Annotated in this window: 26 protein-coding genes; 7 read left to right on the top strand and 19 right to left on the bottom strand. The window is 73.2% G+C overall.

Annotation, left to right across the window (positions count from 1 at the left end; genetic code table 11):
* Positions 1-105: 105 nt before the first annotated feature.
* The 6 genes from rhaI to Psi01_RS19860 form a co-directional block, all read right to left on the bottom strand.
* Positions 106-1,254 carry an L-rhamnose isomerase gene (gene rhaI, locus Psi01_RS19885; RefSeq protein ID WP_204065538.1) on the bottom strand — a complete coding sequence of 383 codons (1,149 nt, stop codon included), beginning with the start codon at positions 1,252-1,254 and terminating at the stop codon, positions 106-108.
* Between the two features lie 13 nt (positions 1,255-1,267).
* Positions 1,268-1,585 carry an L-rhamnose mutarotase gene (locus Psi01_RS19880; protein ID WP_204065537.1) on the bottom strand — a complete coding sequence of 106 codons (318 nt, stop codon included), beginning with the start codon at positions 1,583-1,585 and terminating at the stop codon, positions 1,268-1,270.
* Positions 1,586-1,649: 64 nt separating this feature from the next.
* Complete coding sequence (gene rhaS, locus Psi01_RS19875; RefSeq protein ID WP_204065536.1) at positions 1,650-2,732, bottom strand: rhamnose ABC transporter substrate-binding protein; 1,083 nt, start codon at positions 2,730-2,732, stop codon at positions 1,650-1,652.
* Positions 2,729-3,703, bottom strand: coding sequence for an ABC transporter permease (locus Psi01_RS19870; protein WP_204065535.1), 975 nt, complete (start codon positions 3,701-3,703; stop codon positions 2,729-2,731). Before Psi01_RS19870 ends, rhaS begins: the two co-directional genes overlap by 4 nt.
* Positions 3,693-4,763 carry an ABC transporter permease gene (locus Psi01_RS19865; RefSeq protein ID WP_204065534.1) on the bottom strand — a complete coding sequence of 357 codons (1,071 nt, stop codon included), beginning with the start codon at positions 4,761-4,763 and terminating at the stop codon, positions 3,693-3,695. The genes Psi01_RS19870 and Psi01_RS19865 overlap by 11 nt, the downstream gene beginning before the upstream one ends.
* Positions 4,760-6,262: a sugar ABC transporter ATP-binding protein gene (locus tag Psi01_RS19860; RefSeq protein ID WP_204065533.1), complete on the bottom strand. Its 1,503-nt coding sequence runs from the start codon at positions 6,260-6,262 to the stop codon at positions 4,760-4,762. The genes Psi01_RS19865 and Psi01_RS19860 overlap by 4 nt, the downstream gene beginning before the upstream one ends.
* 191 nt (positions 6,263-6,453) lie before the next feature.
* Here Psi01_RS19860 and Psi01_RS19855 point away from each other — a divergent pair, with 191 nt between their 5' ends.
* From Psi01_RS19855 to Psi01_RS19845, 3 genes are all read left to right on the top strand, one after another.
* The gene (locus tag Psi01_RS19855; protein WP_204065532.1) at positions 6,454-7,443 is read left to right on the top strand and encodes a LacI family DNA-binding transcriptional regulator; all 990 of its coding nucleotides are present in this window, start codon (positions 6,454-6,456) and stop codon (positions 7,441-7,443) included.
* Positions 7,440-8,870 carry a rhamnulokinase gene (locus Psi01_RS19850; RefSeq protein WP_204065531.1) on the top strand — a complete coding sequence of 477 codons (1,431 nt, stop codon included), beginning with the start codon at positions 7,440-7,442 and terminating at the stop codon, positions 8,868-8,870. Before Psi01_RS19855 ends, Psi01_RS19850 begins: the two co-directional genes overlap by 4 nt.
* Positions 8,871-8,931: 61 nt before the next feature.
* Positions 8,932-9,138, top strand: coding sequence for a hypothetical protein (locus tag Psi01_RS19845; RefSeq protein WP_204065530.1), 207 nt, complete (start codon positions 8,932-8,934; stop codon positions 9,136-9,138).
* Positions 9,139-9,161: 23 nt separating this feature from the next.
* Here the strand turns inward: Psi01_RS19845 and Psi01_RS19840 are convergent, their stop codons facing one another.
* Genes Psi01_RS19840 through Psi01_RS19830 form a run of 3 tightly spaced genes read right to left on the bottom strand, consistent with a single transcriptional unit; the run spans position 9,162 to position 11,188 of the window.
* On the bottom strand, positions 9,162-9,470 hold the full coding sequence (locus tag Psi01_RS19840; RefSeq protein WP_204065529.1) for an antibiotic biosynthesis monooxygenase family protein: 309 nt from the start codon (positions 9,468-9,470) through the stop codon (positions 9,162-9,164).
* Positions 9,467-10,186, bottom strand: a complete 720-nt coding sequence (locus tag Psi01_RS19835; protein ID WP_204065528.1) for a restriction endonuclease — start codon at positions 10,184-10,186, stop codon at positions 9,467-9,469. Before Psi01_RS19835 ends, Psi01_RS19840 begins: the two co-directional genes overlap by 4 nt.
* A 45-nt stretch (positions 10,187-10,231) precedes the next feature.
* Positions 10,232-11,188 (bottom strand): RNA ligase family protein, encoded by a 957-nt coding sequence (locus Psi01_RS19830; RefSeq protein ID WP_204065527.1) that lies wholly within the window; start codon positions 11,186-11,188, stop codon positions 10,232-10,234.
* Positions 11,189-11,387: 199 nt separating this feature from the next.
* Between Psi01_RS19830 and Psi01_RS19825 the strand changes: the two genes are divergently transcribed.
* Positions 11,388-11,816: a MarR family winged helix-turn-helix transcriptional regulator gene (locus Psi01_RS19825; RefSeq protein ID WP_204065526.1), complete on the top strand. Its 429-nt coding sequence runs from the start codon at positions 11,388-11,390 to the stop codon at positions 11,814-11,816.
* Between the two features lie 25 nt (positions 11,817-11,841).
* On the opposite strand, the gene Psi01_RS19820 is transcribed toward Psi01_RS19825, so the two are convergent.
* The 3 genes from Psi01_RS19820 to Psi01_RS19810 form a co-directional block, all read right to left on the bottom strand.
* Positions 11,842-15,972, bottom strand: a complete 4,131-nt coding sequence (locus Psi01_RS19820; protein ID WP_204065525.1) for a chemotaxis protein CheB — start codon at positions 15,970-15,972, stop codon at positions 11,842-11,844.
* 48 nt (positions 15,973-16,020) lie between these two features.
* Positions 16,021-17,034, bottom strand: coding sequence for a hypothetical protein (locus Psi01_RS19815; RefSeq protein WP_204065524.1), 1,014 nt, complete (start codon positions 17,032-17,034; stop codon positions 16,021-16,023).
* A gap of 121 nt (positions 17,035-17,155) precedes the next feature.
* The gene (locus Psi01_RS19810) at positions 17,156-17,647 is read right to left on the bottom strand and encodes a pyridoxamine 5'-phosphate oxidase family protein (RefSeq protein WP_204065523.1); all 492 of its coding nucleotides are present in this window, start codon (positions 17,645-17,647) and stop codon (positions 17,156-17,158) included.
* Here Psi01_RS19810 and Psi01_RS19805 point away from each other — a divergent pair.
* Positions 17,646-18,128: a MarR family winged helix-turn-helix transcriptional regulator gene (locus Psi01_RS19805; protein ID WP_204065522.1), complete on the top strand. Its 483-nt coding sequence runs from the start codon at positions 17,646-17,648 to the stop codon at positions 18,126-18,128. The genes Psi01_RS19810 and Psi01_RS19805 overlap by 2 nt on opposite strands.
* 105 nt (positions 18,129-18,233) lie before the next feature.
* Here Psi01_RS19805 and Psi01_RS19800 read toward each other — a convergent pair whose 3' ends face one another.
* Positions 18,234-18,815 (bottom strand): TetR/AcrR family transcriptional regulator, encoded by a 582-nt coding sequence (locus Psi01_RS19800; RefSeq protein ID WP_204065521.1) that lies wholly within the window; start codon positions 18,813-18,815, stop codon positions 18,234-18,236.
* An 84-nt stretch (positions 18,816-18,899) separates the two neighbouring features.
* On the opposite strand from Psi01_RS19800, the gene Psi01_RS19795 reads away from it, so the two are divergent.
* On the top strand, positions 18,900-19,304 hold the full coding sequence (locus Psi01_RS19795) for a nuclear transport factor 2 family protein (protein WP_204065520.1): 405 nt from the start codon (positions 18,900-18,902) through the stop codon (positions 19,302-19,304).
* A gap of 12 nt (positions 19,305-19,316) precedes the next feature.
* Here the strand turns inward: Psi01_RS19795 and Psi01_RS19790 are convergent, their stop codons facing one another.
* From Psi01_RS19790 to Psi01_RS19770, 5 genes are all read right to left on the bottom strand, one after another.
* A complete protein-coding gene (locus tag Psi01_RS19790; RefSeq protein ID WP_204065519.1) occupies positions 19,317-20,273 on the bottom strand; it encodes an SDR family oxidoreductase in 957 nt (318 codons plus the stop codon).
* A 155-nt stretch (positions 20,274-20,428) separates the two neighbouring features.
* The gene (locus tag Psi01_RS19785) at positions 20,429-20,842 is read right to left on the bottom strand and encodes a hypothetical protein (protein ID WP_204065518.1); all 414 of its coding nucleotides are present in this window, start codon (positions 20,840-20,842) and stop codon (positions 20,429-20,431) included.
* Positions 20,843-21,059: 217 nt separating this feature from the next.
* A complete protein-coding gene (locus Psi01_RS19780; RefSeq protein WP_204065517.1) occupies positions 21,060-21,662 on the bottom strand; it encodes a PadR family transcriptional regulator in 603 nt (200 codons plus the stop codon).
* Positions 21,663-21,771: 109 nt separating this feature from the next.
* Entirely contained in the window at positions 21,772-22,440 is a 669-nt protein-coding gene (locus Psi01_RS19775; protein WP_204065516.1) for a response regulator, read from the bottom strand.
* Positions 22,437-23,687 (bottom strand): sensor histidine kinase, encoded by a 1,251-nt coding sequence (locus tag Psi01_RS19770; protein ID WP_204065515.1) that lies wholly within the window; start codon positions 23,685-23,687, stop codon positions 22,437-22,439. Before Psi01_RS19770 ends, Psi01_RS19775 begins: the two co-directional genes overlap by 4 nt.
* Positions 23,688-23,852: 165 nt before the next feature.
* On the opposite strand from Psi01_RS19770, the gene Psi01_RS19765 reads away from it, so the two are divergent.
* Positions 23,853-24,302: a nuclear transport factor 2 family protein gene (locus Psi01_RS19765; protein WP_204065514.1), complete on the top strand. Its 450-nt coding sequence runs from the start codon at positions 23,853-23,855 to the stop codon at positions 24,300-24,302.
* 12 nt (positions 24,303-24,314) lie between these two features.
* Here Psi01_RS19765 and Psi01_RS19760 read toward each other — a convergent pair whose 3' ends face one another.
* Positions 24,315-24,794 carry an NUDIX domain-containing protein gene (locus Psi01_RS19760; RefSeq protein WP_204065513.1) on the bottom strand — a complete coding sequence of 160 codons (480 nt, stop codon included), beginning with the start codon at positions 24,792-24,794 and terminating at the stop codon, positions 24,315-24,317.

The following is a 24,794-nucleotide window of genomic DNA, read 5'->3' as shown; positions in this document are numbered from 1 at the left end:
CCCCCAAACAAACGAACATGATCACAACAGCGGGTACCTCCCGGCGGGCGGGCACACTTCGGACAGGCGGCCCTCCACCGGATGGACGTGCCTCGGACAGGCCTCTCAGGCGCCCCAGCCGGCCTGGGTGCCGCCGACCCGCTCGGCGGCGACCTTCTCGAAGTAGCCCGACCGGGCGTAGGCGGCCATCGGGTCGGCCTCCAGCCCCATCCCGGCGCGCAGCTCGGCCAGCAGCGGCCGCACGTCGGTGTTGTAGGCGTCCATCAGCACGGCGTTGGCGCCCAGCACGTCACCGGACCGCTGCGCCGCGGCCAGCGCCTCGCGGTCCACCAGCAGCGCCTTGGCGGTGGCCTCCTGCACGTTCATCACCGAGCGGATCTGGCCGGGGATCTTCGGCTCGATGTTGTGGCACTGGTCCAGCATGAAGGCCACCCCGCCGTCCAGCCCGCCCCCGCCCACCACCTCGCACATGATGCGGAACAGCTGGAACGGGTCGGCCGCGCCCACCATCAGGTCGTCGTCGGCGTAGAAGCGCGAGTTGAAGTCGAAACCGCCCAGCTTCCCCTCGCGCAGCAGGAACGCCACGATGAACTCGATGTTGGTGCCGGGCGCGTGGTGCCCGGTGTCCACCACGACCTGCGCCTTCGGCCCGAGCTTGACGCAGTGCGCGTAGGCGGTGCCCCAGTCGGGCACGTCGGTGACGTAGAAGGCCGGCTCGAACAGCTTGTACTCCAGCAGGAAGCGCTGTCCCTCCCCCAGCCGCCCGTACACCTCGGCCAGCGCCTCGGCCAGCCTGTCCTGGCGGGCCCGGATGTCGTCCTGGCCGGGATAGTTCAGGCCGTCAGAGAACCACAGCTTGAGCGTGTCGGAGCCGGTGGCGTCCATGATGTCGACGCACTCCAGCAGGTGGTCCGTCGCCTTGCGGCGCACCCGCGGGTCCGGGTGGGTGACGCTGCCCAGCATGTAGTCGTCGTCCTGGAAGACGTTGGAGTTGATCGCGCCGATGCCGATGCCGAGCTCGCGGGCGTGGGCGGACAGCTCGGCGTAGTCGTCCACCCGGTCCCAGGGGATGTGCAGCGCCACGGTCGGCGCCACGCCGGTGAAGGCGTGCACCTGGGCGGCGTCGGCGAGCTTCTCGTAGGGGTCGCGCGGCACGCCCTGCTGGGCGAAGACCTTGAAGCGCGTTCCCGAGTTGCCGTACGCCCACGAGGGCGTCTCGATGTGCTGTGCCCGCAGGCGGGACATGATGTCCATGGGAGTCCCCGATTCAGTCAAGGTGGAACACCTCTGTCAGTGGTCGCATGCCTTCGTCCGGCCGCCCGTCGAGGTCCTCGAAGAACGGCGCCATCTCCGCCTGCCAGAGCGCGTTGACCTCGGTGGCGGCCATGCCCTCGCGGGCCTCGGCGAAGTCGTCGGTCTCCAGATAGCCGACCAGCAGGCCGTCCTCGCGCAGGAAGAGGGAGTAGTTGCGCCATCCGGTGGCGCGCAGCGCCTCGAGCATCTCCGGCCAGACGGCCGCGTGCCGCTCCCGGTACTCCGCCAGCCGTTCGGCCCGGACCTTCAACAGGAAACAGACGCGTTCCAACGGATGTCCTCTCGGTCCCGGTACGGCTCCCGCGACGGGAGCCGTACCGGGGTGTGGTCACGGATCAGAAGTCGAAGTCGTCGATGTTGTCCTTGTTGAAGACCGTGGGCTTGCCGAGCAGGACCTCGCCGTCGGCGCCGACGGTGTACTCGCCGAGCTTTCCGGCCTTGAACTTCTCGCCCTCGGCGCCGGTGATCTGGCCGGAGGCCAGCGCCGCGGCGGCGTAGCCGGCCAGGTAGCCGAGGTCACCGGGGTTCCACAGCTCGAAGCCCTCGATGGTGCCGTCCTTGACGAACTGGCGCAGCTGGTTGGGGGTGCCCAGGCCGGTCAGCTTCACCTTGCCCTTGTGCGGCGAGTCCGACAGATAGCGCGCCGCGGCGGCGATGCCGACGGTGGTCGGGGAGATGATGCCGGCCAGGTCCGGGTAGGAACGCAGCAGGCCCTGGGTCTCGGTGAAGGACTTCTGGTCGTCGTCGTTGCCGTAGGCGATCTTGACCAGTTCCATGTCCTTGTACTCGGGCTTGCCCAGCTCGTCCTTCATGAAGTCGATCCAGGTGTTCTGGTTGGTCGCGTTCGGCGTCGCGGACAGGATCGCGATCTTGCCCTTGCGGCCGATCTGCTCGGCCAGCAGCTGGACCTGGGTGCGGCCGAGGTCCTCGGCGCTGGCCTGGTTGACGAATATGTCGCGCCCCTCGGGGGCGGTGTCGGAGTCGTAGCTGACGACCTTGATCCCCGCGGCCCTGGCCTGCTTGAGCGCCGGCACGACCGCGTTGGGGTCGTTGGCGGAGATGACGATCGCGTCCTGCTTCTGCTGGATGAGCGTGTTGATGTAGGAGACCTGCGAGGACGCGCTGGCCTCGGACGGGCCGACCTCCTTTCCCTCCCCGCCGAACTCCTCGGTGGCGGCGATGCCCTGGGTGTTCGCGGTGGTGAAGTAGGGGTTGTTGACCTGCTTGGGCAGGAAGGCGATCCTCAGGCCCTGCTTGATCGGCGCGTTGGGGTCGGCCGCGGCCGACGACGCGGGGGCGGCCGCCGGAGCGGAGGTCTGCTGCGCCACGTCGCTCTTGGTGGTGCCGCCGCAGGCGGTGGCCATCAGCGCCAGTCCGGCGACGAGCGCCATGCGGCGCCAGGGGGTGCGCGTTGTCATGAAACCGACTTCCCTTCCTTCTGGGGTGAGGAGCGCCGGCGCCAGGCCGCCCCCAGGTTCGGCGCCAGCACGGATGCGACGAGCAGCAGGCCCGTCACGAAGTTGAGGACCTCGTTGGCCACGTCGGCCAGGATCAGCGCGTTGCGTACGACGCCCAGCAGCAGGACGGCCATGAGCACGCCGGGCAGCGTGCCGCGCCCGCCGAAGATGGACACCCCGCCCAGCAGGACCGCCGCCACCACGGCCAGCTCCAGCCCGACGCCGTTGTCGGCGCGGGCGCTGGCGTAGCGGAAGGTGTAGACGAGCGAGGCCAGCGCGGCGCAGGCGCCCGAGGCGACGAAGAGCCAGAACTTGATCCGCTTGACCCGCACGCCCGAGAAGTAGGCGGCCTCCTCGTTGGCGCCCAGCGCGAAGATCGACCGGCCGACGCCGGTGGCGTGCAGCACCGTCCCGGCCACCACGGCCAGGACCGCGACCAGGATGGTCACCAGCGGGATCGGCCCCAGCGTCTGGGTGGCCAGGCCGGTGTAGGCGGACGGCAGGTCGGCCACGGCCTGGTCGCCGAGGATCACGTAGGCCAGGCCCCGGTAGAGCGCGAACGTGCCGATCGTCACGGCCAGCGACGGCAGCCCGAGGCGGGTAACGAGCAGGCCGTTCAGGGCTCCGCAGAGCGCGCCGGCCAGCAGGCAGATCGGCATGATCGCTTCGATCGGCAGCCCGGCGTTCCACAACCAGCCCAGCACCGCGCAGGACAGGCCGAGCGTGGAGGCGACCGACAGGTCGATCTCGGCGGCCACGACGACCAGCGTCATGGTCAGCGCCATCAGGGCGATCTCGGTGGTGTCGAGCAGCAGGAACGACACGTTGGAGGGGTTGGCGAAGCCGTCCACCGACACCGACGCCCACAGGACGACGGCGACGAGCAGGACGAAGATCAGTCCCTCCCAGCGGCGGACCAGGTCACGTGGCATCGCGGTACCTCCGGCGGCGGAGCGCGGCGGCCACCCGCAGCGCCAGGACACGGTCGAGGACGATGGCGGCGATGATCAGGGCGCCGCTGATGGCGGTCTGCGCGAGCGCGTCGACCCGCAGGACGGCGAGCGCGCTGGTGATGCTGGCCAGCAGCACCGCGCCGAGCGCGGCGCCGTACACCGTGCCGCTCCCGCCGAAGATCGCCACGCCGCCGACCACCACGGCGGCGATCACGTCGAGCTCCTTGCCGGTGGCCACGGTGGCGTCGACGGTGCCGAACCGCGCCGCCCACATGACGCCCGCGAGCCCGGCCAGCGCGCCGTTGGCGACGAACGCCGCGATGATCCGGCGCCGGACCCGGATGCCGGCCAGCACGGCCGCCTCGGGACTGGAGCCGATCGCGTACAGCTCGCGGCCCGCCGGCAGGTTGCGCAGCATCCAGCCGACGACCAGCACCGTCACCAGCGCGACGAGCGCCAGCAGCGGCAGCCCGGACACCGAGGCGGAGCCCAGGGACAGGAAGCCCTCGGGCATGTCGGCGGCGTTCACCTGCCGGCCGCCCGCCCAGGCGTAGTCGATGCCGCGGAAGGTGTAGAGCGTGCCGAGCGTGGCCACCAGGGCGGGCACCCCGGCCACGCCGACGAGCAGGCCGTTGATCGCGCCGCACAGCGCGCCGAGCAGGACGCAGCCGGCGATCACCAGCGGGATCGGCACCCCGGGGTGGTCGGCCAGGATCAGCGCCCCGCCGAACGCCGACAGGCCCACGACCGAGCTGACCGACAGGTCGACGTTGCGCGTGATGACCACCAGCGTCTGCCCGACCGCCAGCATGGCGACGATCGAGGAGTTCAGCAGGATGTCGCGCAGGCTGTCGAAGGACAGGAACGCGGGGTTGACCGCGCCGGTGAACCCGAACAGCACGCCGAGGGCGACCACGATGCCGAGCTCGCGCACCCGCGCCACCCGGCTGACCAGCCGGTCGCCGCGCGGCGCCGGCGGCCGCGGCGACGCCGCCGACCCGGCGGCCGGTGCCGCGAGCCCGGTCTCCGGGCCGCTCATGCCGCGCTCCTTCCGGTGGCGGCGGCCATCACGCTCTCCTCGGTCGCCTCAGCCCGGGGGATCTCGGCGACCAGCCGGCCCTCGTGCATCACCAGCACCCGGTCGGCCATGCCGAGCACCTCGGGCAGCTCGGAGGAGATCATGAGGACCGCGACGCCCTCCGCCGCCAGCTCCGACAGCAGCCGGTGCACCTCGGCCTTGGTCCCGACGTCGATGCCGCGCGTCGGCTCGTCCACGATGATCACCGACGGCTTCCTGGCCAGCCACTTGGCCAGCACGACCTTCTGCTGGTTGCCGCCGGACAGCACGCCGACCGCGTCCGACAGCCGGGAGAACTTCAGCTGCAGCCGCAGCGCCCAGTCGCGGGCCCGGTCGCGCTCGGCGGCGCGGGAGATCAGCGCGCCGCGCCGTACGGCCGACAGCCCGGCCAGCGCGATGTTGCGCTCGATCGACAGGTCCATCACCAGCCCCTGCTGGCGCCGGTCCTCCGGCACCAGCGCCAGTCCCGCGGCCATCGCGGCGGACGGGCTGGCCGGGCGCAGCCGGCGTCCGGCCACCTCGACCCGGCCGGCGTCCCACCGGTCGATGCCGAAGATCGCCCGGGCCACCTCGCTGCGGCCCGCCCCCACCAGGCCCGCCAGGGCGACGATCTCCCCCTTGCGCACCTCGAAGGAGACGTCGGTGAACACGCCCTCGCGGGTCAGCCGGTGCACGGTGAGGGCGACCTCCCCCGGCACGGCCTCCAGCTTGGGGAACAACGCCTCCAGCTCCCGGCCCACCATGCGCCGTACCAGGTCGTCGGGGGTGATGTCGGTGATGAGGTCGCTCGCGACGAAGGCGCCGTCCCGCAGCGTGGTGACCCGCTGGCAGAGCTCGAAGATCTCCTCCAGCCGGTGGGAGACGAACAGCACCGCGCAGCCCTGCTCGCGCAGCGCCTTGACCACCCGGAACAGCCGGGCCACCTCGTTGCCCGACAGCGCCGCGGTCGGCTCGTCCATGATGAGGACCCGGGCGGACCGCGACAGGGCCTTGGCGATCTCCACGAGCTGCTGGTCGGCGATGGACAGGCCGCGGGCCGGCTGGTCGGGGTCGAGCGGGACGCCCAGCCTGCCGAACAGCTCCACCGCGCGGGCCCGCATGGCGGGCCGGTCGATCCGGCCCAGGCCGGTGCGCGGCTGGCGGCCCATGAAGATGTTCTCGGTCACCGACAGGTCGGGGAAGAGCGTCGGCTCCTGGTAGATCACCTCCACGCCCGCCCGCTGCGCGTCGGCGGTGCCGTGGAACTCCACCGGCTCGCCGTCCAGCAGGATCTGACCGGAGTCCGGGCGGTACAGCCCGGAGAGGGTCTTCACGAGCGTGGACTTGCCCGCGCCGTTCTCCCCGGCGAGGGCGTGGGCCTCCCCGGCGTACAGCTGCAGCGACACCTCGCGCAGCGCCTGCACGGCTCCGAACGATTTACTCACCGAACGCAACGCCAGGGCGGGGGGTTTGTCGACCATGAGCTCCCTCCACGGGAGTTCGAGAAAAACGTTTCAAATTTGAGTGGACACTAGGTCAGCTGCCTTTCCCCGTCAATAGCCGGTTTCCTGGATGTTTCCGCCCGATGGCGTCCTGAAGAGGGAAGCTCTTGCTCAGCGGTAGTTGTTACGTTTTAATCAAGGTCCATGGCCAGAGAGCGGTGGGACCGACGATGAGCGCGGTGGGCATCAAGGAAGTCGCCGAACACGCCGGCGTGTCCCCGGGGACCGTGTCGAACGTGCTGAACCGGCCGGAGAAGGTGTCCGCCTCGACCCGGTCCCGGGTCGAGGCCGCCATCCGCGAGCTGGGGTTCGTCCGGCACGGCTCGGCCTCGACGCTGCGCGCCGGGCACAGCAAGACCGTGGGGCTGTCGGTCATCGACATCGGCAACCCGTTCTTCACCGACGTCACCGCCGGTGTCGAGGACGTGGCCAGCGACCGCGGCTACGCCGTACTGCTGAGCAACTCCGCCGGCTCCCGGAGCAAGGAGGAGCGCAACCTGCTGGTCCTGGCCGAGCAGCGGGTCCGCGGGGTGCTGATCACCCCCTCTGACGAGGACCCCACCCGGCTCGACCGGCTGCGCGACCGCGGGATCAGCGTCGTGCTGGTCGACCACCCGGCGCACCGGCCCGACCAGTGCTCGGTCGCCGTCAACGACATCGGCGGCGGCGAGACGGCCGTGGCCCACCTGCTGTCCGGAGGCGCGACGGACATCGCCTACGTGACGGGCCCGCTGACCATCCGGCAGTGCCTGGACCGGCGCCTCGGCGCGGAGCGGGCGCTCGGCGGGCGGCCGCTGCGGGTCGTGGAGATGGCCGCGATGACCCCCCGCGCCGGCCAGCAGGCCGCCGAGAAGCTCATCTCCGAGGGCGGTCTGCCCGACGCGGTCTTCTGCGCCAACGACCTGCTCGCGCTCGGCATGCTGCGCGGGCTCCTGCACGCGGGGGTACGGGTGCCCGGCGACGTGGCGCTGATCGGCTACGACGACATCGACTTCGCCGCGGCCTCGGCGGTCTCGCTCAGCTCGGTCCGCCAGCCCACCTACCAGCTGGGCAGGGTCGCCACCGAGCTCCTGCTCGACGAGTGCGACAACCCCGCCACCCACGCGCACCAGCAGATCATGTTCCAGCCCGAGCTGATCGTCAGGGAGTCGACGCGATGAGCCGTTTCGCCGCCGTCGACCTCGGCGCCTCCAGCGGCCGGGTCATGCTCGGCGAGCTCTCCGGCGAGGGCGTGCGCCTGTCCGAGGCCCACCGCTTCCCCAACCGTCCCGTCCGGGTGGGCGGCACGCTGCACTGGGACATCCTCGGCCTCTACCGCGAGGTCGTGCACGGCCTGCGCCTGGCCGGCCCGGTGGACTCGGTCGGGGTGGACTCCTGGGCCGTCGACTACGGACTGCTGGACTCCGGCGGCGCGCTGCTGGGCAACCCGGTGCACTACCGCGACGGCCGTACCGACGGGGTGATGGAGCGCGTGACCGCCGCGGTCGGGGCCGCCGAGCTGTACGACGTGGCCGGGCTGCAGTTCCTGCCGTTCAACACGGTCTACCAGCTCCTGGCCGACCGGCCGGAGCGGGCCGAGCGCATGCTGCTCATCCCCGACCTGCTGTCCTACTGGCTCACCGGCGAGATCGGCGCCGAGCTCACCAACGCCTCCACCACGGGCCTGCTGGACGTGCGCACCCACGGGTGGGCCTGGCCGCTGATCAAGGACCTCGGCCTGCCGGAGCGGATCTTCCCCCCGCTGCGCGCGCCGGGCGACCCGGCGGGGACCCTGCGCCCCGACGTCGCCGGCGAGCTCGGCTGGACCACCGCCGTCACCACGGTCGCCTCGCACGACACGGCCTCCGCGGTCGCGGCCGTGCCCGCCGCGGGATCGCGCTTCGCCTACATCTCCTGCGGCACCTGGTCGCTGGCCGGGGTCGAGCTGAGCGAGCCCGTGCTCACCCCCGAGAGCCTGGCCGCCGACTTCACCAACGAGACGGGCGTCGACGGGACCGTCAGATATCTGCGCAACGTGATGGGCCTGTGGCTGCTGCAGGAGTCGCTGCGCGCCTGGGGCGATCCGGAGCTCGTCCCGCTGCTCGCCGCGGCCGGGGCCGCGCGCCCGTTCGCCGCGGTCGTCGATCCCGACACGCCCGCGTTCCTGCCGCCGGGCGACATGCCGACCAGGATCGCCGCCGAGTGCCGGCGCACCGGCCAGGAGCCTCCCGCCGATCCACCGCAGGTCGTGCGGTGCATCCTGGAGAGCCTGGCCCTGGGCCACCGCCGGGCCATCCGGCAGGCGGTCGCCCTGTCGGGGCGGGAGGTCGAGGTGATCCACCTGGTGGGCGGGGGCAGCCGCAACGACCTGCTGTGCCGTCTCACCGCGGACGCCTGCGGCCTGCCCGTGGTGGCCGGTCCGGTGGAGGCCACCGCGCTGGGCAACATCCTCGTCCAGGCCCGGACCGCCGGCCTGGTGGCCGACCTGGCCGAGATGCGCGCCCTGTCGGCGGCGCAGCCGCTCAGGCGCTACGAGCCCGCCGGGGACGACGCCCCCTGGGCCGAGGCCGAGGCGCTGCTGGAGCGCACCCGGCCCGGGCGGGGATGAGACAGCGCCGGCCACCTGGACCGTGCCACCTTTACGATCATCGCCCACGACGATCCGCGCATTGGCGGCCACCGCCGGAGCCATCACCCTGGGCCGCTCGGCCAAGGACTGGAAGCCCCTCCTCGACGCCGAGACGCCCCCCGAGTACGACAGGTTCGACTGGGACGGCAAGCCCGCCAATCGCCTCTACTGGTTCGAGAAGGGCTACGCCTCGGGCAGCCCGGGCGCGTGCAACACCTGGACGGCAGCCTCCGCCAAGGTCGCCTGAGGCCCCCGGGCGGGTGACCGGGGTCAGCCGGCCGTGGTGACGACGACGGTGTGATGGGTGACGGTCCTGTCATAGTCGATCAGCACCGCCCGGGCCTCCGGTTCGACGACGGCGGCGGTGATCTCGGGGCCGGCGAAGTCCCGTATCGCGTCCGGCGACTCCCACAGGGTCACCACCTGGATTTCGACATGGCTGCCGTCGCGCCGCAGCAGGTAGGCGCCGCGGTGCCCGGCGACGCCCCGCAGGGCGGGCAGGACCGACTGGGCGAAGTGCCGCTCATAGGCGTCCGCGCCCTCGGGCGTCGCGGTCGCGCACCAGATCCGGGCGATCACCACGCCTCCCCCGCCGGCTCGTGGCTCTCCTCCGCCCGCCTGCCGCCGCGCAGCCGGGCCAGCCAGGCCGGTGCGGCCCCCCGGCCGGAGCCGAGACGGTAGGCGCCCAGCAGCCAGTCGGCCAGCCGGTCCCGGTCGATGACGACGACGTCGTGCTCACGGGCCGTACCGGCGGCCTGCGCGCTGAGATGGCTGGAGGTCACCAGGACTCCCTGGTGCCCGCGGTACGGCCGGGACTGCAACGCGCCCACGAAGTCGCGCACCGCGCCGGGGCCGACCGGCCGGGTGTAGTGCTTGCACTGGACCGCGTACGGCCGGCCGCCCGGCGCGACACCGCACACGTCCACGCCCCCGTCCCCGGCCCCGCCGACGACGCGGACCCGGCCGAAGCCGTCGCGCCGCAGCAGCTCGGCGGCCAGTTCCTCGAACCGGCGCGGGTCCAGCCGGTCCAGTCCCACGCGCAGCAGCGCGTCCCTGCGGTAGGCCGCGCCCATCCGGCGCACCACCAGGACGGCGGCGGCCAGCGCGACCGCGAGCCCGGCGGCGACACCGAGCAGCACCGCCCAGACCGAGGACAGGGCCTCCGACGCCGCGGGCACCGCGACGACGGCGGCCACCGGGACGAGCAGCCACGCCGGGCTGAGCTGACTCTTCCTCCGGCTCCGCCGGGCGGCGCGCCTGCGCGCCGGTGATCCTGGTGATCTGCCCCTCGCCATCGAGACCTCCAGAAAGAAACGGAGAAGATGCGCCGAGTGTGAACCTCACCCCCGACAGAATCCACCGGCCCGGATCATCGCCGCGCCGCGGACGGCCGCCTGCAGCCGGTTCTCATCCTCGCCGAGGGCCGCCACGGCCGCCGGGAAGGCCATGGACAGGTCCGCCATGACGTCGAGGACCACCTCGTCCAGGAGAGCCTCAAGGGCGGACGGCCCTGCCTTGGACCGCGCGCCGGCCAGTCTCGGCTCGTTGACCATCGCCTGGGCGACCCGGGTCAGCTCCTCGAAGGTGAGGAACGCGTGCGGATCCCAGGGACGGCTCCGGTCGAAGCGCTGCTCGTCGAACTCCTCGATCTTCCGCTTGAGAACCGGGCGGTGCCCGAGGGCCGACGGGGCGTCCGGCCGGAGCACCAGCCCTTCGGCCAGGTTGCCCGGCAGCTCCGGCAGACCGAGCATCCGCGGCACGCGGGTGGGGAACCGAACCGGCAGGGCCTCGATCTCCGGCCGGCCTCCCCCGGCGAGGAGCGGAACGACGTCGAGACCGGCGTCGGCGGCGATCCCGGCGACGTCGGCGTACGGGAGGAAGACTCCGGGATCGTCGGGGTCCTCGTGACGCAGCACGTCGAAGAGGGCGAAGCGGATCTCCGGGCTGTACCACACCCCCGTCTGGACCGGGGCCGCGCCCGGCGCCGGCGGGACCTCGGGGTGGGGGTAGCGGCCGCCGTACAGCTCGCCGTAGACGCGCACCGCCGCACCGCCCCGGCTCAGAGCGGCCTCCCCCACCCTGGCGAAGGCGGCGCGCAGGAGCTGCCAGCCGAAGAACGGCTCGTCCTCGCGCAGCCATGCCTTGCGCTTGCCCACGGACAGTTTCCGGCCGTCGTAGGCGATCACCATCTGGGCTCCGTGGAGCTTCTCCGTCGCCACCCATTCCCGGTGACCCCGGGCGGCCGCCGGGCCGGATGATCCGATCGCGGGGATCTTGGGATAGGCGAGGTGGCGCATCGGAGCAGTATCACCGGTCCGGTTCGGGCGGGCACCCGAATATCGGGGCGCGCGGCCGTACCTCCCGCCGGGTGAGCCGGGTGAGCCGGGTGAGCCGGGTGAGCCGGGTGAGCCGGGTGAGCCGGGTGAGCCGGGCGGTCGCGTGGTCGCGTGGTCGCGTGGTTTGCGCCGCCGGATCAGGTGGTTGTACGGTCGAACCATGTCGTCCGAGGCAGCAGACCTCCAGGAAGCGGTGGCCCGGTTCGTCCGGGCCTTCGGCCTGCACCAGCCGGACCGCACCCCGTGCGGCACTCCCGTCCCGGTCTCCGAGGCGCACGCGCTGGGCGAGCTGGCCCGCGAGGGGGAGCTGCGGCAGGTCGAACTCGTGCACCGGCTGCGCCTGGAGAAGAGCACCACCAGCCGCATCGTCGCCCAGCTGGTGCGGCGGGGCTGGGCCGAACGGGCCGCCGCGCCCGGCGACGGCCGCGGGGTCCTGCTGCGGCTGACGGCCGAGGGACACCAGGCGGCCGAGCGCCTGGCCGAGGCCCGCCGGACCCGTTTCGACGCCGCGCTGGACCGCATCCCCGCCGGTGAACGCGAGGCGGTCATGCGCGCTCTCGCCGTCCTGACGAAGGCCGTCGACGACTAGGGCCTCTCCCGAAGCCGGGTGGCGGTCATCTCCGCGTGGGGTCGCGGAGCGTGTCCTCGGCGCGCTTGCGCGCGTCGATGTCGATGTTCATGGCGACCCACTTGCGGACGGAACCGTCGTCGCCCCGGAGCGGGACGGCGCGGAGGTTCGTCCAGCGCCATCCGCCGGTGGCGTGACGCAGCCGGAACTCGGCGTTGACCTCACGCCGCGCGATGACGGACTCGCGCCACCGTCGTTCAACCTGCTCGCGGTCGTCCGGGTGGACGGCGTCGAGCCAGCCGTACCCGAGCCACTCGCCGAGCGCCTGCCCGGTGTACGCGCGCCAGGTCGGGCTGTCGCGGGTCACGACGCCGTCGGCCTCCGTCTCCCACACGGCCTGGGCGAAGGACTCCACCAGACCGCGGAAGCGCTCCTCGCTGTCGCGCAGCGCCTCCTCGGCGCGCTTGCGCTCGGTGATGTCGCGGACGATGCCGACGACGCGGCCCGGCTCGTCGGGGCCGCGCAGCAGGGTGGCGTGCGCCTCCACCCAGAGCGGCTCGCCGGTGACCGGGTTCGACAGCCGCAGCTCGCTGTGCAGGTCCCCCTCGCCGCGCATCGTGGCCAGCACCCTTTCCCGGTGCCGCTGCGCGACCTCAGGCTCCATCACCGCCCGCACGCGCGACATCCAGTCGTGCGGCGTCTCGTCACCCTCCATGCCGAAGCCGTACACGTCGGCGGCGTTGTCGTCGTAGCGCGCCCTGCCCGTGGCCACGTCGACCTCGAAGGCGGCGATCCGCGCCGAGCGCGCCGCCATGCGCAGCTGCTGCTCGGACAGGCGCAGCGCCTCCTCGGCCACCGCGCGCTCGACCTCCGCCCAGGCGCGCCCGGCGGTCTCCTCGACGAGCGCGACGTCCTCCTCGCTCCACGCGCGCGCGGTGGACTGGCTGACGCCGAGCAGCACGCGGAACTCTCCGGAGCGCAGCATCGGCATCCCGACGGAGGCGCCGATGCCCAGCTCGCGGAGGCGGGCCTTGACCGCCTCGTCCAGCCGCGGATCCGTCGGCACCTCCTCGATGACGACGGGCCGGCCGGCCTGGTACTCGGTGGCGAACGGCTCGAAGGCGTCCAGCGGGAAGCGGCCGGTGATCTCCGGGGCCGGGGGCCGGTAGAAGCCGGAGTCGACGACGAACTCGCGGGACACGCCGTCGATCTCGGCGAAGAACGCGCGTCCGGCGCCGAGCTGCTCGACGAGCATCCGGCACGCCGTCCTCTTGATGGAACGCGGGTCCGAGAGCCCTCGCAGGGTGTCGGACAACCGCACCCGGAACACGTTCAGCTCGGCGGTACGGCGGCGCACGCGCGCGAGCTCCAGCTGACCGCCGACACGGGCGAGCAGCTCACGTGCCGAGAACGGCTTGACGATGTAGTCGTCGGCCCCGGCGAGCAGGCCCTCGATCGCGGTCTCCTCACCGGCCCGGGCGGTGAGGAGGACGACGGGCGTCGTACGGAGCCGCTCGTCGGCGCGGATCGCCGCCAGGAGGGCGAATCCATCCAGGCCGGGCATCATCACATCCGCCACGACGAGATCCGGCTGGTCGTGACGCGCGCGCCGCAGCGCTTCATGTCCGTCGGGCGCGGCGGCGACGCTCCAGTGCGCGCCGAGCAGCTGGACGAGATAGTCCCGCATGTCGGCGTTGTCGTCGGCGACGAGGATGCGCGCGCCCGGCGCGTAGCACCGCAGGGGCTGCCGCGGCATCGCGTCGTCGATCGCCGGCAGCGCCGGAGCCGTCTCCTCCCGGCCCCATCGCGACGCCTCCTCGGCCATCGTCGCGGCCACCGGGATGCGGGTCCCCGCCGTCCGCGCCGGCGTCTCCGGCGGCGACGGCCGGCGGGTGAGCGGGATCCACACCGTGAACGTCGACCCCGAGCCGGCCGCGCTGGTGACGCGGACCCGGCCGTGGTGGAGGCGGACGAGTTCGTGGACGAGTGCGAGACCGATCCCGGCCCCTTCGTGGGTGCGCCCCCGCGTCTCGTGGATCCGGTGGAAGCGCTGGAAGACGAACGGCAGCTCCTCGGCGGGGATGCCGACGCCGGTGTCGCGCACCACGAGCTCGGCGTGCTGCGGCAGCGCGCGGAGCCTGACCTCGACGCCGCCTTCCCAGGTGAACTTCAGCGCGTTGGAGATCAGGTTGGAGACGATCTTCTCCCACATCTCGGCGTCCACCCACACCGGTCCGGGAAGGGGCGGCGTCTCGACGGCCAGCCTCAGGCCGACGGCCTCGGCGGCGCCGCGGAACATCGCGGCGACCCCGGCCGTGAGCCGCGCGAGGTCGACCGGCGCGGGGCGTGCCCGCAGCCGCCCGGCTTCGACCTGGGAGAAGTCCAGCAGCGTGCCGACCAGCTGCAGCAGCCGTCGCGCGTTGCGGTGCACCAGTTCGACCTCGCCCGCCATGCCCTCGGGCAGCTCCCCGGTCCGGTGCAGCATCTCCTCCAGGGGGCCGAGCATCAACGTCAGCGGAGTACGGAACTCGTGGCTGACGTTGGAGAAGAACTCGGTCTTGGCCCGGTCCAGCTCGGCCAGCTTCTCCAGCCGCTGCCGCTCGCGCTGACGCGCGTGCGAGTCGGCCACCCGCGCGGCGATCGCGTCCCCCGCGAGCCTCAGGAACTCGCGGTACGGATCGTCCAGCGGCAGGCGCGGGTGCACACCGAGCACCAGCACTCCGACGGCCCCGTCCTCCGCCTGGTCGTAGAGCGGATGCAGCACCGCGTACTCCGGCGTGATCCGCTCGGGCCCGATCAGATGTCCCCGGAACCGCGCGCCGACGTCGTCGAGCACCACCGGGCTCTGCCGCGTGACGGCCCGGCGCAGCGGCCACTCGTCGCCGGGGGCCAGCCGCAGTTCCCGGGGCGCCATCGCCCCGCCCTCCTCGACTCCCGCGGCCCCGACCAGGTTCGCCCGGGCGCCGGCCGCGTCGATCAGGTACGCCGCGGCGAACGGGATGTCGTCGGCGTGTTCGAGCACCGTCAGCGCCCCCTGCAGGGCCTGCCGGCGGCTGTGCGCGGCCGGTGCGGCCCCGAGCTGGTTGAGCGTCTGCAGCCGGCGGACCGCGAGCACCTCGGCGGTGCGCTCGTGGGACGTCTGGAGCATCCCGGTGACGGCGCCGTGCTCGTCGCGCACGGGTGTGTACGACACGTCGAACCAGGCGTACTCGGGTCTGCCCCGGCGTCTGAGGACCCGGCGGCTGCCGGGCAGGTGCACCGGCTCGCCGTGCATCACGCGGTCGTACAGCGGCTCCAGCATGGACCGGGCCTCCGGCCACATCTCGAAGCTGGGGCGGGCGAACTGTTCGGGGTGCCTCGCCCCGCCCTGCCCGATGTTGCCGTCGTTGTAGAGGACGATGTGCTCTTCGCCCCAGATCAGGTCCAGGGGCTGGGGCGCGGACATGACCAGCCGCACCATGGTCCGCAGCACGGGCCCCCACGTGCTCACGGAGCCCAGCGGCGTGCGCGACCAGTCGATCCCGCGTGCGATGCCCTCCATCACCGAGCCGCCGCCGAAGACCTCCCAGAGCGCCTCGGTCTCTGAGCTGGGACGGGGAAGCGGCCCGCCCCGCACCAGATTGACGATCACGGCGCCGATCTCGTGCAGCGGCAGCACCAGATCGGCGCCGGCCTCGGCCGCGGCCCTGGGCATGGCCGGATACTCCGCCGTCTCCTCGCTCTGGGCCAGCACCGTGCCGCCGGCCGCCTTCACCGCCGCCGTCCCCGCCGCGCCGTCGCTGCCCGCACCGCTCAGCACCACCGCGAGCGCCCCCGACCCGTACGAGTCGGCCAGCGAGGCCAGCAGGGAGTCATGCGGCCGGACGCCCGGCGACGTCAGCGGCGTCAGCACGCACGTGCTGTCCGGCAGCACCTCCAGCCGGGTCCGCGCCGGGCACACCGTCACCCGCCCAGGCGCCAGCACCGCGCCGTCGGCCGCCCAGCCGACCTCCCGGTCACAGCGGTGGGACAGCACCCTGGGCAGCACGCTCGCCTGGCCGCCCAGATGCTGCTGCACCAGCACCGCCACCGGCAGTTCCACCGGCAGGTCCCGCAGCACCGCGGAGAACGCGTCCATCCCTCCGGCCGACGCGACCAGCGCCACCACCTCGACCCGCCGCTCCAGGTGCCCGTCCATCCTTCGAGTCTCTCAACCGGAGACCCGCGCTCCCAGCCCCCGGCGTCCTCACCGCCGCACGACGCAGGACGGCCGGGTCCGAAGCTGGTAGGAGACGGACGCGACGGCCAGCGCCCACCCGTATCCGGCGAACGCCAGCGAGGCCGCCCCGCCGAGCCCGAGCACTCCCCCTCCCCCGTCGTCCCGCAGGACACCGGCGGCGGCCAGGATCAGGCTGCCGGTGCCGTACAGCGCGAGAGTCGGGGCCACCAGCCAGACCGGCACCAGCGGCAGGAACCTGGGTACCCGCCTGCCGGCGAGCCACGGCGTCCAGCGGGGGAAGACCATCCCCCACGGCCGGACCAGTCCGAGCAGCAGGAAGAGCGCCAGCGCGATGCCGCAGACGAGGGCGGCAAGCGCATACCAGGGCGGCCGGTACCCGCCGGGCTCGATCCCGGGGTAACCGGCCGCGCCGAGGGTGTGCAGCGTCAGATAGGGAAGGAACGCGCAACAGCCGGCGTAGGCGGTCCGCAGCACCGCGGGCGGCGCCGCGTGCGCCTCCGGATAGCGCAGCCCCGCCGTCTCCGGCGCGTGCGTGCGACCGCAACGCGCGCAACGGCCGGCCGTACGGCGGGCGTACGACAGCGCGGTGGCCGCGAACAGCGCTCCGACGGCGGCCAGGCACAGCCGTTCGCCGAAGGTCACCCAGTCGCTGTCACCGTCGACGCTCCGGACCGAACCGGTCAACACCAGTTCGACCAGGTTCAGCAGGACCCAGCAACTGCCCGTCAGGGCGAGCGCGGCCACGGTCCACGCTCCGGCCGTCACGGCCCGGGGCGGCACCCGCCGTCCCCACGGGCGTACCGCGGCGGCCGCGACGACGGACCCGGCCAGCAGGATTCCGGCACCCGGCCAGGTGAGGTCCGGCAGGCCGATGTCCGGCAGGCCGAGGAACGAGCGGTATCCCGCCGACGCGGCCACCACGAGGGCGGCGCCGTACACGGCGGCCAGCCCGCCGGCGGCGTATCCCGCCCACGAGGGCCACCTTCGCCACCTTCGCCATCTGCTCGGCGAACCCGCCATCCGGACTCCCGCGGTCACCTTGATCGAACAGTCCGGAGAAGTCTGTCCCGTACGAGCTTTGATCTCGCTGAGAGACGCTGAGAGCCCGTTCAGCGATGGAGCCCTTCGGGCCGCCGTCCTGTCAGGAAGGCCGTCCCGGCGGACGGTCGTCCGCGGGGCGCCGCCAGGCCGCCTTGAGCGTGCCGAGCCGCCAGGGCGTCAGCTTGAGGACGGTGACGCGTTCGTCGCGGTGGTCCTCCACGCCCATGATGCGCGGATCGTAGCCGAGCGGCTCGTCGGCGTCCTCGAACAGGCTCCAGACCTTCTCCCTGGTCGCCTCGTCGTCGGCGATGGCCGCCTCGCACTCGGCCACCGCCACCTCCTGGACCGGGTCCCAGTACGAGCACGACACGTACGGGCAGCGCGACAGGTGCGCCACCTTGGGCGAGGCGGGCCGGGTGAACACCCATCCGACGACGCCGGCGCCGGTCCGCTCCCAGTACGGGTGCACGACGCGCGAGCGCGGCCGGCCGCGGCCGTCCACGGTGGCGAGGCTGCACCACACGACGCGGTGGGCGATCCTCACGAATTCGTCGAGTAACGCGGCGGGCGGAATGCTAGAATTCACAACCATGGTTGTGAATCCTAGCGCGGAGGCCCTCGATCTGTCTCTGGTGGCCCTGTTCGCCGGCTGGGCCATGACGGAGGAGGTGCAACGCCGCCTGGCGGACGACGGCTTCGGCGGCCTGCGCTTCAACGACGGCGTGGTCATCCAGCACCTCCTGCGGGCGCCGCTGTCCATCACCGCCCTGGCCGAGCGCATGGGCGTCACCCAGCAGGCGGCGTCCAAGGCCGTCGGCGACATGGAACGCCGCGGCCTGCTCACCCGCGAGCCCGCCCCCGGCGACGCCCGCACCCGCCTGCTCCGCCTGACCCCGCACGCCACGGCCGCCGTCGAGGCGGCCCGCGTCCGGCGCGCCGCGCTGGACGCCGAGCTCGCCGAGCGGTTCGGCGCGGACCGGATCGCCGAGACCCGCGCGGTGCTTGCGGCCGTCCTCGCCCACCTCGACCACGACGACGCCATCCGCAACCGCCGGGTCCGCCCGCCCGCCTGAGCGCCCGCCCGCTTGAGCGCCCGCCCGCCTGAGCGCCCGCCCGCCTGACCGCCCACGCGTCCGACCGCCCGCCCGGTCCCCGCCGCCGGCCCGGACGGCCTCCGGTCAGCTTGAGGCGGGGCGTCCGCCGTCGATGACGTGCTCGGCGAGCTCGCGCGCCGATCGCGCGGGCTCGGTCCGGGGCCTGGTCGCACCGGCCGCCAGGACACCGTCGACGAGCAGGAGAAGCTGGTCTGCGGCGTGCGCGGGCCGTGGATGCGCGAGCCTGACCAGTTCGTCCTCCAGCAGCCGGTGAACGCGCTCACGGTAGTCGCGCGTGATGGCATGGGCGGGGTGCCCGGGGTCGGCCAGCGCGAGATCGGCGGCCAGATAACGGCAGCCCCGGAAGTCCGGCCCCCGGACGACCTCGGCGAGCTCGTCGAAGACGGCCAGCAGCCGGGCGCGCGGATCGTCCCCGGCCGACCGCATCACCTGCCGGTATCTCTCCTCGTCCTCGGCGGTGCTGCGCCGCAGCACCTCGGCGATCAGTCCGTCCTTGCCGCCGAAGTGCTCGTACAGCGAGCGGCGCGCCACGTCGGCGGCCTTCAGCAGGGCGTCGACGCCCACGCCGACCCCCTGACGGTAGGTCAGCTCCCGGGCCGCCTCCAGGAGACGTTCTCGGGGTCCCGGCCCGGTGCGCGTCCTCATCCGGACAGCATCGCAGCCGTTGACGAGTAGATCAACCGGTCTATATAAACGGGTAGATCGATCGTTCTATCTCTAGGAGCCGCAATGCCGATCCGGACCACGGCCGAGGTCATCGACCGGTTCAACCACGCGTTCGTCCACCACGCCCCCGAGATCCTCGCCGACCTGGTCGCCGAGGACTGCGTCATGGAGGCGATCCAGCCCGCTCCCGACGGGGAGCGCGTCGAAGGGCGCGAGGCGTGCCTGGCGTTCTGGCGGGCGCTCGCCGGAGACCGCACCATGCAGTTCGAGCCCGAGGACGTCGCGGTCGACGGGGACCGGGCGACGATCCGCTGGCGCTACCGCTACGGCGACGGCCCCGCCGACTCGGTGCGCGGAGTCAATCTCATGCGGGTACGCGACGGTCAGATCACCGAGGCGCTGGGCTACAGCAAGACGGCGCCCGCCGTTCCCCTGGCCGTCGGCGCCGAGGCCGCCGGCCACGCGTGACGGGGTGGGCGTTCAGCGGAACAGGTGGGCGTTCTCGGCCGCCCACTCGCCGAAGCCGCGCGGCGGGCGGCCGATGATCTCACGCACGGACGGGCGCTGGTCGAGCGTCCACCGGGTGAGCTCGGCGGACCGCGCGCCGTACTCCTGGAGGGCGTACAGCGTCACGTCGATGCCGCCGTCCGGCCAGCCGCGACGCCTCCAGCGCGCGCGGCCCGCCTCCGGTGGCAGGTCGACGGCGACGATGTCGCACCCGATGGCCTCGGCGATGGCGGCCACGCGCGCGCGGGTGGCGATCGGCGGTCCGACCGCCTCGAGGACCGCGCCGGCGTGGTCGCCGGTGCGCAGCGCCGCCGCCGCGACGGCGGCCAGGTCGTCCTCGTGGATGAAGGGGTAGCAGCCGTCGTCCAGGAAGGCCTCGCGCACGGTCCGCTCGCTGCGGATCGTGTCCGGCCAGTCCGAGCCCGTGGCCGGATAGGTGCCCTCGATCATCGCCCCCATCACCGCCGACGGACGGATGTGGGTCCACTCCATGCCCGAGCGCTCGACGGCCCGCTCGACGGCCAGCCAGAACCACGTCTCCGGCGGGTAGGCCTCCTCGTACTCCGGCCCGTGCGAGGACAGCACGACGATCCGCCGCACACCGGCCTCCCGGGCGAGCGCCAGCGCGTCCGGCACCGTCGCCGGTACGGCTCCGGCCAGGAAGACGCCGTCGGCTCCGGCGAAGACCCCGGCGTGCTCCGCCGGCCGGATGACGGACCCCTCGACGACCTCGGTCCCGTCGGGCCAGCCGTCCGGCTGACCGGCCTCGGCGAGCACCCGCACCCGATCCCCGGCAGCCAGCAGCTGCCGTGCCAGGCTCCGCCCGACGATCCCGGTGGGACTGCTGCCCGCGTCCTTCCTGGCGCCGACGACGGTCAGCAGGTGCAGAAGGGGACGCGACGCGCTCGTGACCCGCTCGATTCCACCCATGGCAAGACCCTCCAATGCGAAAGTGGAGATCTTGCGCCGCCCCGGCGACCGCGGGAGGGTTGCGGATCTGGATCACCGACACTACCAGCCGCGCGCACCGGGAGACACGGCACCGGGGATCCGGCGGCCACCGCCGCCGAATCCCGGTCGTGGTTTCAGAAAGTCCCGGGGGCGGCCAGACGGGTCGCGCAGCCCAGGCGGCGGCCCGTCTGGGTGAGACTCTCGGCGAACGCCCGCCGCGTGCTGCCGGCGAAGCCGACGAAGAAGCGGTTGGCCAGTGGCACCCCCCACCGCATCGACTGCGCGACGTTGAAGACGCGGTGCACGAGCAGCGAGCCCCGGGGGTGCGGTTCGACGCTCCACTCGCCCCGGTACCACCAGCCGCCCTGGAAGGAGACGGTGTGGCCGGCGACCTCGACGGTGGAGGTGTGCCCGGGCAGATCCTCGACGGTGAAGCGGCCGGTGCGCCCGCCGTCGGGCAGGAGTGCGCCGGTCAGGTCGTCGAAGACCACGGCGACCGGCGCCTCGACGATTCCGGCGACCTCGGCGATCAGCTTCTTCCCTCTCATCTCGCCGCTCCGGCGTCCCCGTCGGGGGCGGGTACGGCGCGGCCCCCGGCCCGGCCCGGCGGGCCGGCGATCTCCGTGTTCACGGACATGGCGCGATTCCTCATGGTCGTCCTCATGGTCGCGGCGCCTATCCTGGAGGTCGCGAGTCCAGGCAGGGCAGGCGCCTTGTTCGGATGTCCGGCTGCCGGGGTGTTGGCGCACCCCGGCGGCCCTCTTCTCACGGTCCGTCGAGCACCTGCGACAGCAGGTCCTGCCGGACGGTGCCCGCCCAGTCGAGTTCCCCCGACTCCAGGCGGGCGATGACGCGCCGCACCCAGGCCAGCTCGGCCTCGTTCAGCGCGCGCTCGTAGTCGACCTCGATCATCAGGAGGTCGGGCAGGCCGCCGTCCTTCATCGCGCGCAGGTGCGCGTCCATCCCGGCCAGCAGTCCCTCGATCGTCGCGGCCCTGGCGCGCAGGGCCCGCAGCGCGCCGGACGCCGGAAGGGTGCCGACGAGGGAGACGGCCGCGGTGAACGTACGGCGGTCGGGGTGGGGGGTCTCGAGGAGTGCGTGGAGCCTGCTCGCCAGCTGCCGGCGGCCCTCGTCGGTGATCTCGTAGACCGTGCGCTCCGGCCGGCGCCCCTGCCTGCCGGTCTCGACCGGAACGATCAGCTCCTCGCCGGCGAGTTTCTCCACCGCGTGGTAGAGGCTCCTGGGCAGGCCGGTCACGTAGTCCTTATGCGTGTCGACGATGAAGCGGTGGAGCTCGTACGGGTGGGCGGCGCGCACCGAGAGCATGGCCAGCACGGTCAGGCCGACCAGATCGGGGCGTCGCGCCATGGTGATGCCTTTCTCTATATTGCAGTTTGCAATATAGCAGTCGCAAGAAAGGGCGGGAAAGGCCGGCCGGTCCGGAAACCGCACGGACGACCGGATCACAACGCCGACGTCACAGCGACGGGGTGTTCCGCGGGGTGACCAGACCCGACTCGTAGGCCAGGACGACGAGCTGGGCGCGGTCGCGGGCGTGCAGTTTGATCATGGCCCGGCTGACATGGGTCTTGGCGGTCGCCGGGCTGATCACCATGTGCGCGGCGATCTCGTCGTTGGACAGGCCGCGGGCGACCAGGGCGACCACCTCGCGTTCCCTGGCGGTGAGGGCCCCCAGCCCGGGTGAGGACGCCGCGGGACGCCGGGCGACGAACTCCCCGATCAGCCGGCGGGTGATCGCCGGGGACAGCAGCGCGTCTCCGCGCGCGGCGACGCGGACGCCGTGCAGCAGGTCCTCCGGCTCGGTGTCCTTGACCAGGAACCCGGCGGCTCCGGCGCGCAACGCGTCGAAGACGTACTCGTCCAGGCCGTAGTTGGTCAGCATCACCACCCGCACCCCGGCCAGGTCCGGATCGGCCGCGATCCGCCGGGTCGCCTCGATGCCGTCCGTCCCCGGCATCTGGATGTCGAGGAGGACGACGTCGGGCCGGTGCCGTACGGCGAGCTCGACGGCCCGCGCCCCGTCGGCCGCCTCGGCGACCACCTCGATGTCGTCCTCGGCCTCCAGCAGAGCACGGAACCCGGCGCGGATGAGCGCCTGGTCGTCGGCGAGCAGCACACGGATCACGGCGTACCCTCCACGGACGATCTCTCCTTGCTCGCATCCTCCGGAGGGGACTCCGTCTCCTCGACAGGATCCTCCCCCGTGGGCAGGACGGCGTGGACGGTGAAGCCGCCCCCGGGACGGGGACCGGCGTGCAGCCGCCCGCCGAGCGCCGTGACCCGCTCGCGCATACCGGTCAGTCCCACGCCGGGCTCCGGAGCCGCGTCCCGGGCGGTGCCGCCGCCGTCGTCGTCGATCCGCACGCTCAGCTCGCCGGGGCCGTACCCGACGCACACCGACGCCGACGCCGGGCCGGCGTGGCGGGCGACGTTGGTGAGCGCCTCCTGCACGATCCGGTAGGCGGCGCGGTCGACCTCGGCGGGCAGGTCCCGCCGGGATCCCCTGACCACGAGGGTGGCGGACAGGCCCGTGGCGCGGGCCCGCTCCACCAGGCGGGCCAGGCGCTCGACCCCGTTGGGAGCCGGTTCGTCACCGGGGTCGCGCAGCACCTCCAGGGTCGCGCGCAGCTCGCGCATCGCCTCCCGGCTGGCCTCCTGGATCGCCAGGAGAGCGGCGGGCACCTCCTCCCCCCGCTTGCGCGCGAGGTGGACGGCGACCCCGGCCTGCACCTTGATGATCGAGATGGTGTGGGTGAGCGAGTCGTGCAGTTCCCTGGCGATGCGCAGCCGCTCCTCTCCGGCGCGGCGGAGCGCGGTCTCCTCACGGGTGCGCTCGGCCTCGGCCGCCCGTTCCTCGACCTGGTGGAGGTAGGCCCGGCGGTGCCGGGACACCGTCCCGGCCACCGCGGCGGCGACGAACCAGCCGAGCAACAGGATGGTGCGCTGGGTGACCTGTTCGGCGGGCTGCCCGGCGGAGGCACTCAGATCGGTCGCCAGGAAGACGCCGAGGAAGACGGAGGCCGTGCCCGCCGCGAGCGCCCGGTGGCCCGCTCCGACCGCGGCGTAGACGGTGGCCAGGACCGGTACCGCTGCCGGGGGACCGGGATGCGCCCGCAGGGAGTAGACGGTCATGCACGCCGCGGCGACGAGCAGCGCCGCGACCGGCGCCCTGCGGCATACGGCGATCGCCGACCCGCCGGCCAGGATGAGCAGATAGTCCGCGACCTGCGGCCGGGGAGCCGGCGGCGGCGCGGACAGCGCTCCGGCGAAGAGGAACACCGTGACCGCCCCCGCGAGCGCCGCCTCGGGCACATCCCGGCGTCGCCCGGTCCCTCCCCGCCAGGTCCGCGGCCCTGCGTGATCACTGCTCATTCCCGCACATTAACCCCGCTCCCGGCCCGCCCGCCTCCCCGGAGGGAGGGAGCTCCCGCTACTCCCGGCGGCGTAGACCCGCGCCGGCTGCGTCCCCGGCGGCAGCCGCGGAAGCCGCCCCAGGAACGACGCCCGGCAGCACGCCGCCGGGCGACGATTGCCGGCATGGACCTCGAAGAACGTCTCGTCGCCGTGCTGACCGTCCTGCCGCAGGAGCTCGCCTTCGGGCAGGAGGAGCCCGGGGTGATCCTGGACCGCTACTACACACCCGAGATCGTTCACGTCAACGACGGGATCGCCCTCGACCGGGACAGGCTCGTCGCCCATGTCCGCCCCGCGCGCAGGAACGGGCGCCTCCTGCGGGTGGAGGTGCACGAGACGCTGGTGTCCGGCGACCGGGCCGCCGCCCGCTACACCCTGCACGCGGTCATGCGGAAGGGGAAAGCCGTGACGACGGAGATCTACATGTTCGCGCGCTTCGCGCCGGACGGGCGGGTGCACCGGATCGACTCGGTCACCCGGCCCCTCCCGGCCCCGGACCCGGATCCGGATCCGGATCCGTCAGCCGACTCCGACTCCGGCTCCGGCTCCGGCTCCGGCGGATCGGGGGAGTGAGGACCGGCCCGGTCAGGAGGCCTTCCCGGGCGCCCGCCACCAGGCGAACACCTCCGGCAGCACGACGGGCGCCCAGTCGGTCAGCCGCAGGCCGCCGATCTCGTGCTCGGCCATGAAACGGGCCTCGCTGATCTCCTCTTGGTCCGGGACGACCTCGCCGCTCACCACCGCGCAGCCGTACGCCGTGATCACATACGAGGCCAGATCGCCGTTGGGATAGCGCGTCCGGAACTCGGGGCCCCCGTAGACCCCGATGAGACCGCGTATCTCCACCTCCAGGGCGACCTCCTCGCGGACCTCGCGGACCAGGGCGGCGGCGGGGGCCTCGTCGGGCTCGATCAGCCCGCCCGGCGGCGCCCACCGGCCGTCCTCGTGCCGCGCCATGAGCAGGCGGCCGTCGTCGTCGAACACGCAGGCGGACACCGAGGGCAGGATGAGGAGGTCGTTTCCGACACGGGCCCGCAGCGAGGCGAGGAAGGGAGAGATCGGCAT

This window comes from Paraplanobispora siamensis, assembly GCF_016863175.1.
Taxonomy (GTDB): domain Bacteria; phylum Actinomycetota; class Actinomycetes; order Streptosporangiales; family Streptosporangiaceae; genus Planobispora; species Planobispora siamensis.
This window is presented reverse-complemented; position numbering and strand designations above follow the sequence as displayed.

Coding starts and splice junctions, on each gene's coding strand:
- rhaI (WP_204065538.1), bottom strand. CDS start 1,254: ATGGACATCATGTCCCGCCTGCGGGCACAGCACATCGAGACGCCCTCG.
- rhaS (WP_204065536.1), bottom strand. CDS start 2,732: ATGACAACGCGCACCCCCTGGCGCCGCATGGCGCTCGTCGCCGGACTG.
- Psi01_RS19870 (WP_204065535.1), bottom strand. CDS start 3,703: ATGCCACGTGACCTGGTCCGCCGCTGGGAGGGACTGATCTTCGTCCTG.
- Psi01_RS19865 (WP_204065534.1), bottom strand. CDS start 4,763: ATGAGCGGCCCGGAGACCGGGCTCGCGGCACCGGCCGCCGGGTCGGCG.
- Psi01_RS19860 (WP_204065533.1), bottom strand. CDS start 6,262: ATGGTCGACAAACCCCCCGCCCTGGCGTTGCGTTCGGTGAGTAAATCG.
- Psi01_RS19855 (WP_204065532.1), top strand. CDS start 6,454: ATGAGCGCGGTGGGCATCAAGGAAGTCGCCGAACACGCCGGCGTGTCC.
- Psi01_RS19850 (WP_204065531.1), top strand. CDS start 7,440: ATGAGCCGTTTCGCCGCCGTCGACCTCGGCGCCTCCAGCGGCCGGGTC.
- Psi01_RS19835 (WP_204065528.1), bottom strand. CDS start 10,186: ATGGCGAGGGGCAGATCACCAGGATCACCGGCGCGCAGGCGCGCCGCC.
- Psi01_RS19830 (WP_204065527.1), bottom strand. CDS start 11,188: ATGCGCCACCTCGCCTATCCCAAGATCCCCGCGATCGGATCATCCGGC.
- Psi01_RS19825 (WP_204065526.1), top strand. CDS start 11,388: ATGTCGTCCGAGGCAGCAGACCTCCAGGAAGCGGTGGCCCGGTTCGTC.
- Psi01_RS19820 (WP_204065525.1), bottom strand. CDS start 15,972: ATGGACGGGCACCTGGAGCGGCGGGTCGAGGTGGTGGCGCTGGTCGCG.
- Psi01_RS19815 (WP_204065524.1), bottom strand. CDS start 17,034: ATGGCGGGTTCGCCGAGCAGATGGCGAAGGTGGCGAAGGTGGCCCTCG.
- Psi01_RS19805 (WP_204065522.1), top strand. CDS start 17,646: ATGGTTGTGAATCCTAGCGCGGAGGCCCTCGATCTGTCTCTGGTGGCC.
- Psi01_RS19810 (WP_204065523.1), bottom strand. CDS start 17,647: ATGGTTGTGAATTCTAGCATTCCGCCCGCCGCGTTACTCGACGAATTC.
- Psi01_RS19800 (WP_204065521.1), bottom strand. CDS start 18,815: ATGAGGACGCGCACCGGGCCGGGACCCCGAGAACGTCTCCTGGAGGCG.
- Psi01_RS19795 (WP_204065520.1), top strand. CDS start 18,900: ATGCCGATCCGGACCACGGCCGAGGTCATCGACCGGTTCAACCACGCG.
- Psi01_RS19790 (WP_204065519.1), bottom strand. CDS start 20,273: ATGGGTGGAATCGAGCGGGTCACGAGCGCGTCGCGTCCCCTTCTGCAC.
- Psi01_RS19785 (WP_204065518.1), bottom strand. CDS start 20,842: ATGAGAGGGAAGAAGCTGATCGCCGAGGTCGCCGGAATCGTCGAGGCG.
- Psi01_RS19780 (WP_204065517.1), bottom strand. CDS start 21,662: ATGGCGCGACGCCCCGATCTGGTCGGCCTGACCGTGCTGGCCATGCTC.
- Psi01_RS19770 (WP_204065515.1), bottom strand. CDS start 23,687: ATGAGCAGTGATCACGCAGGGCCGCGGACCTGGCGGGGAGGGACCGGG.
- Psi01_RS19765 (WP_204065514.1), top strand. CDS start 23,853: ATGGACCTCGAAGAACGTCTCGTCGCCGTGCTGACCGTCCTGCCGCAG.
- Psi01_RS19760 (WP_204065513.1), bottom strand. CDS start 24,794: ATGCCGATCTCTCCCTTCCTCGCCTCGCTGCGGGCCCGTGTCGGAAAC.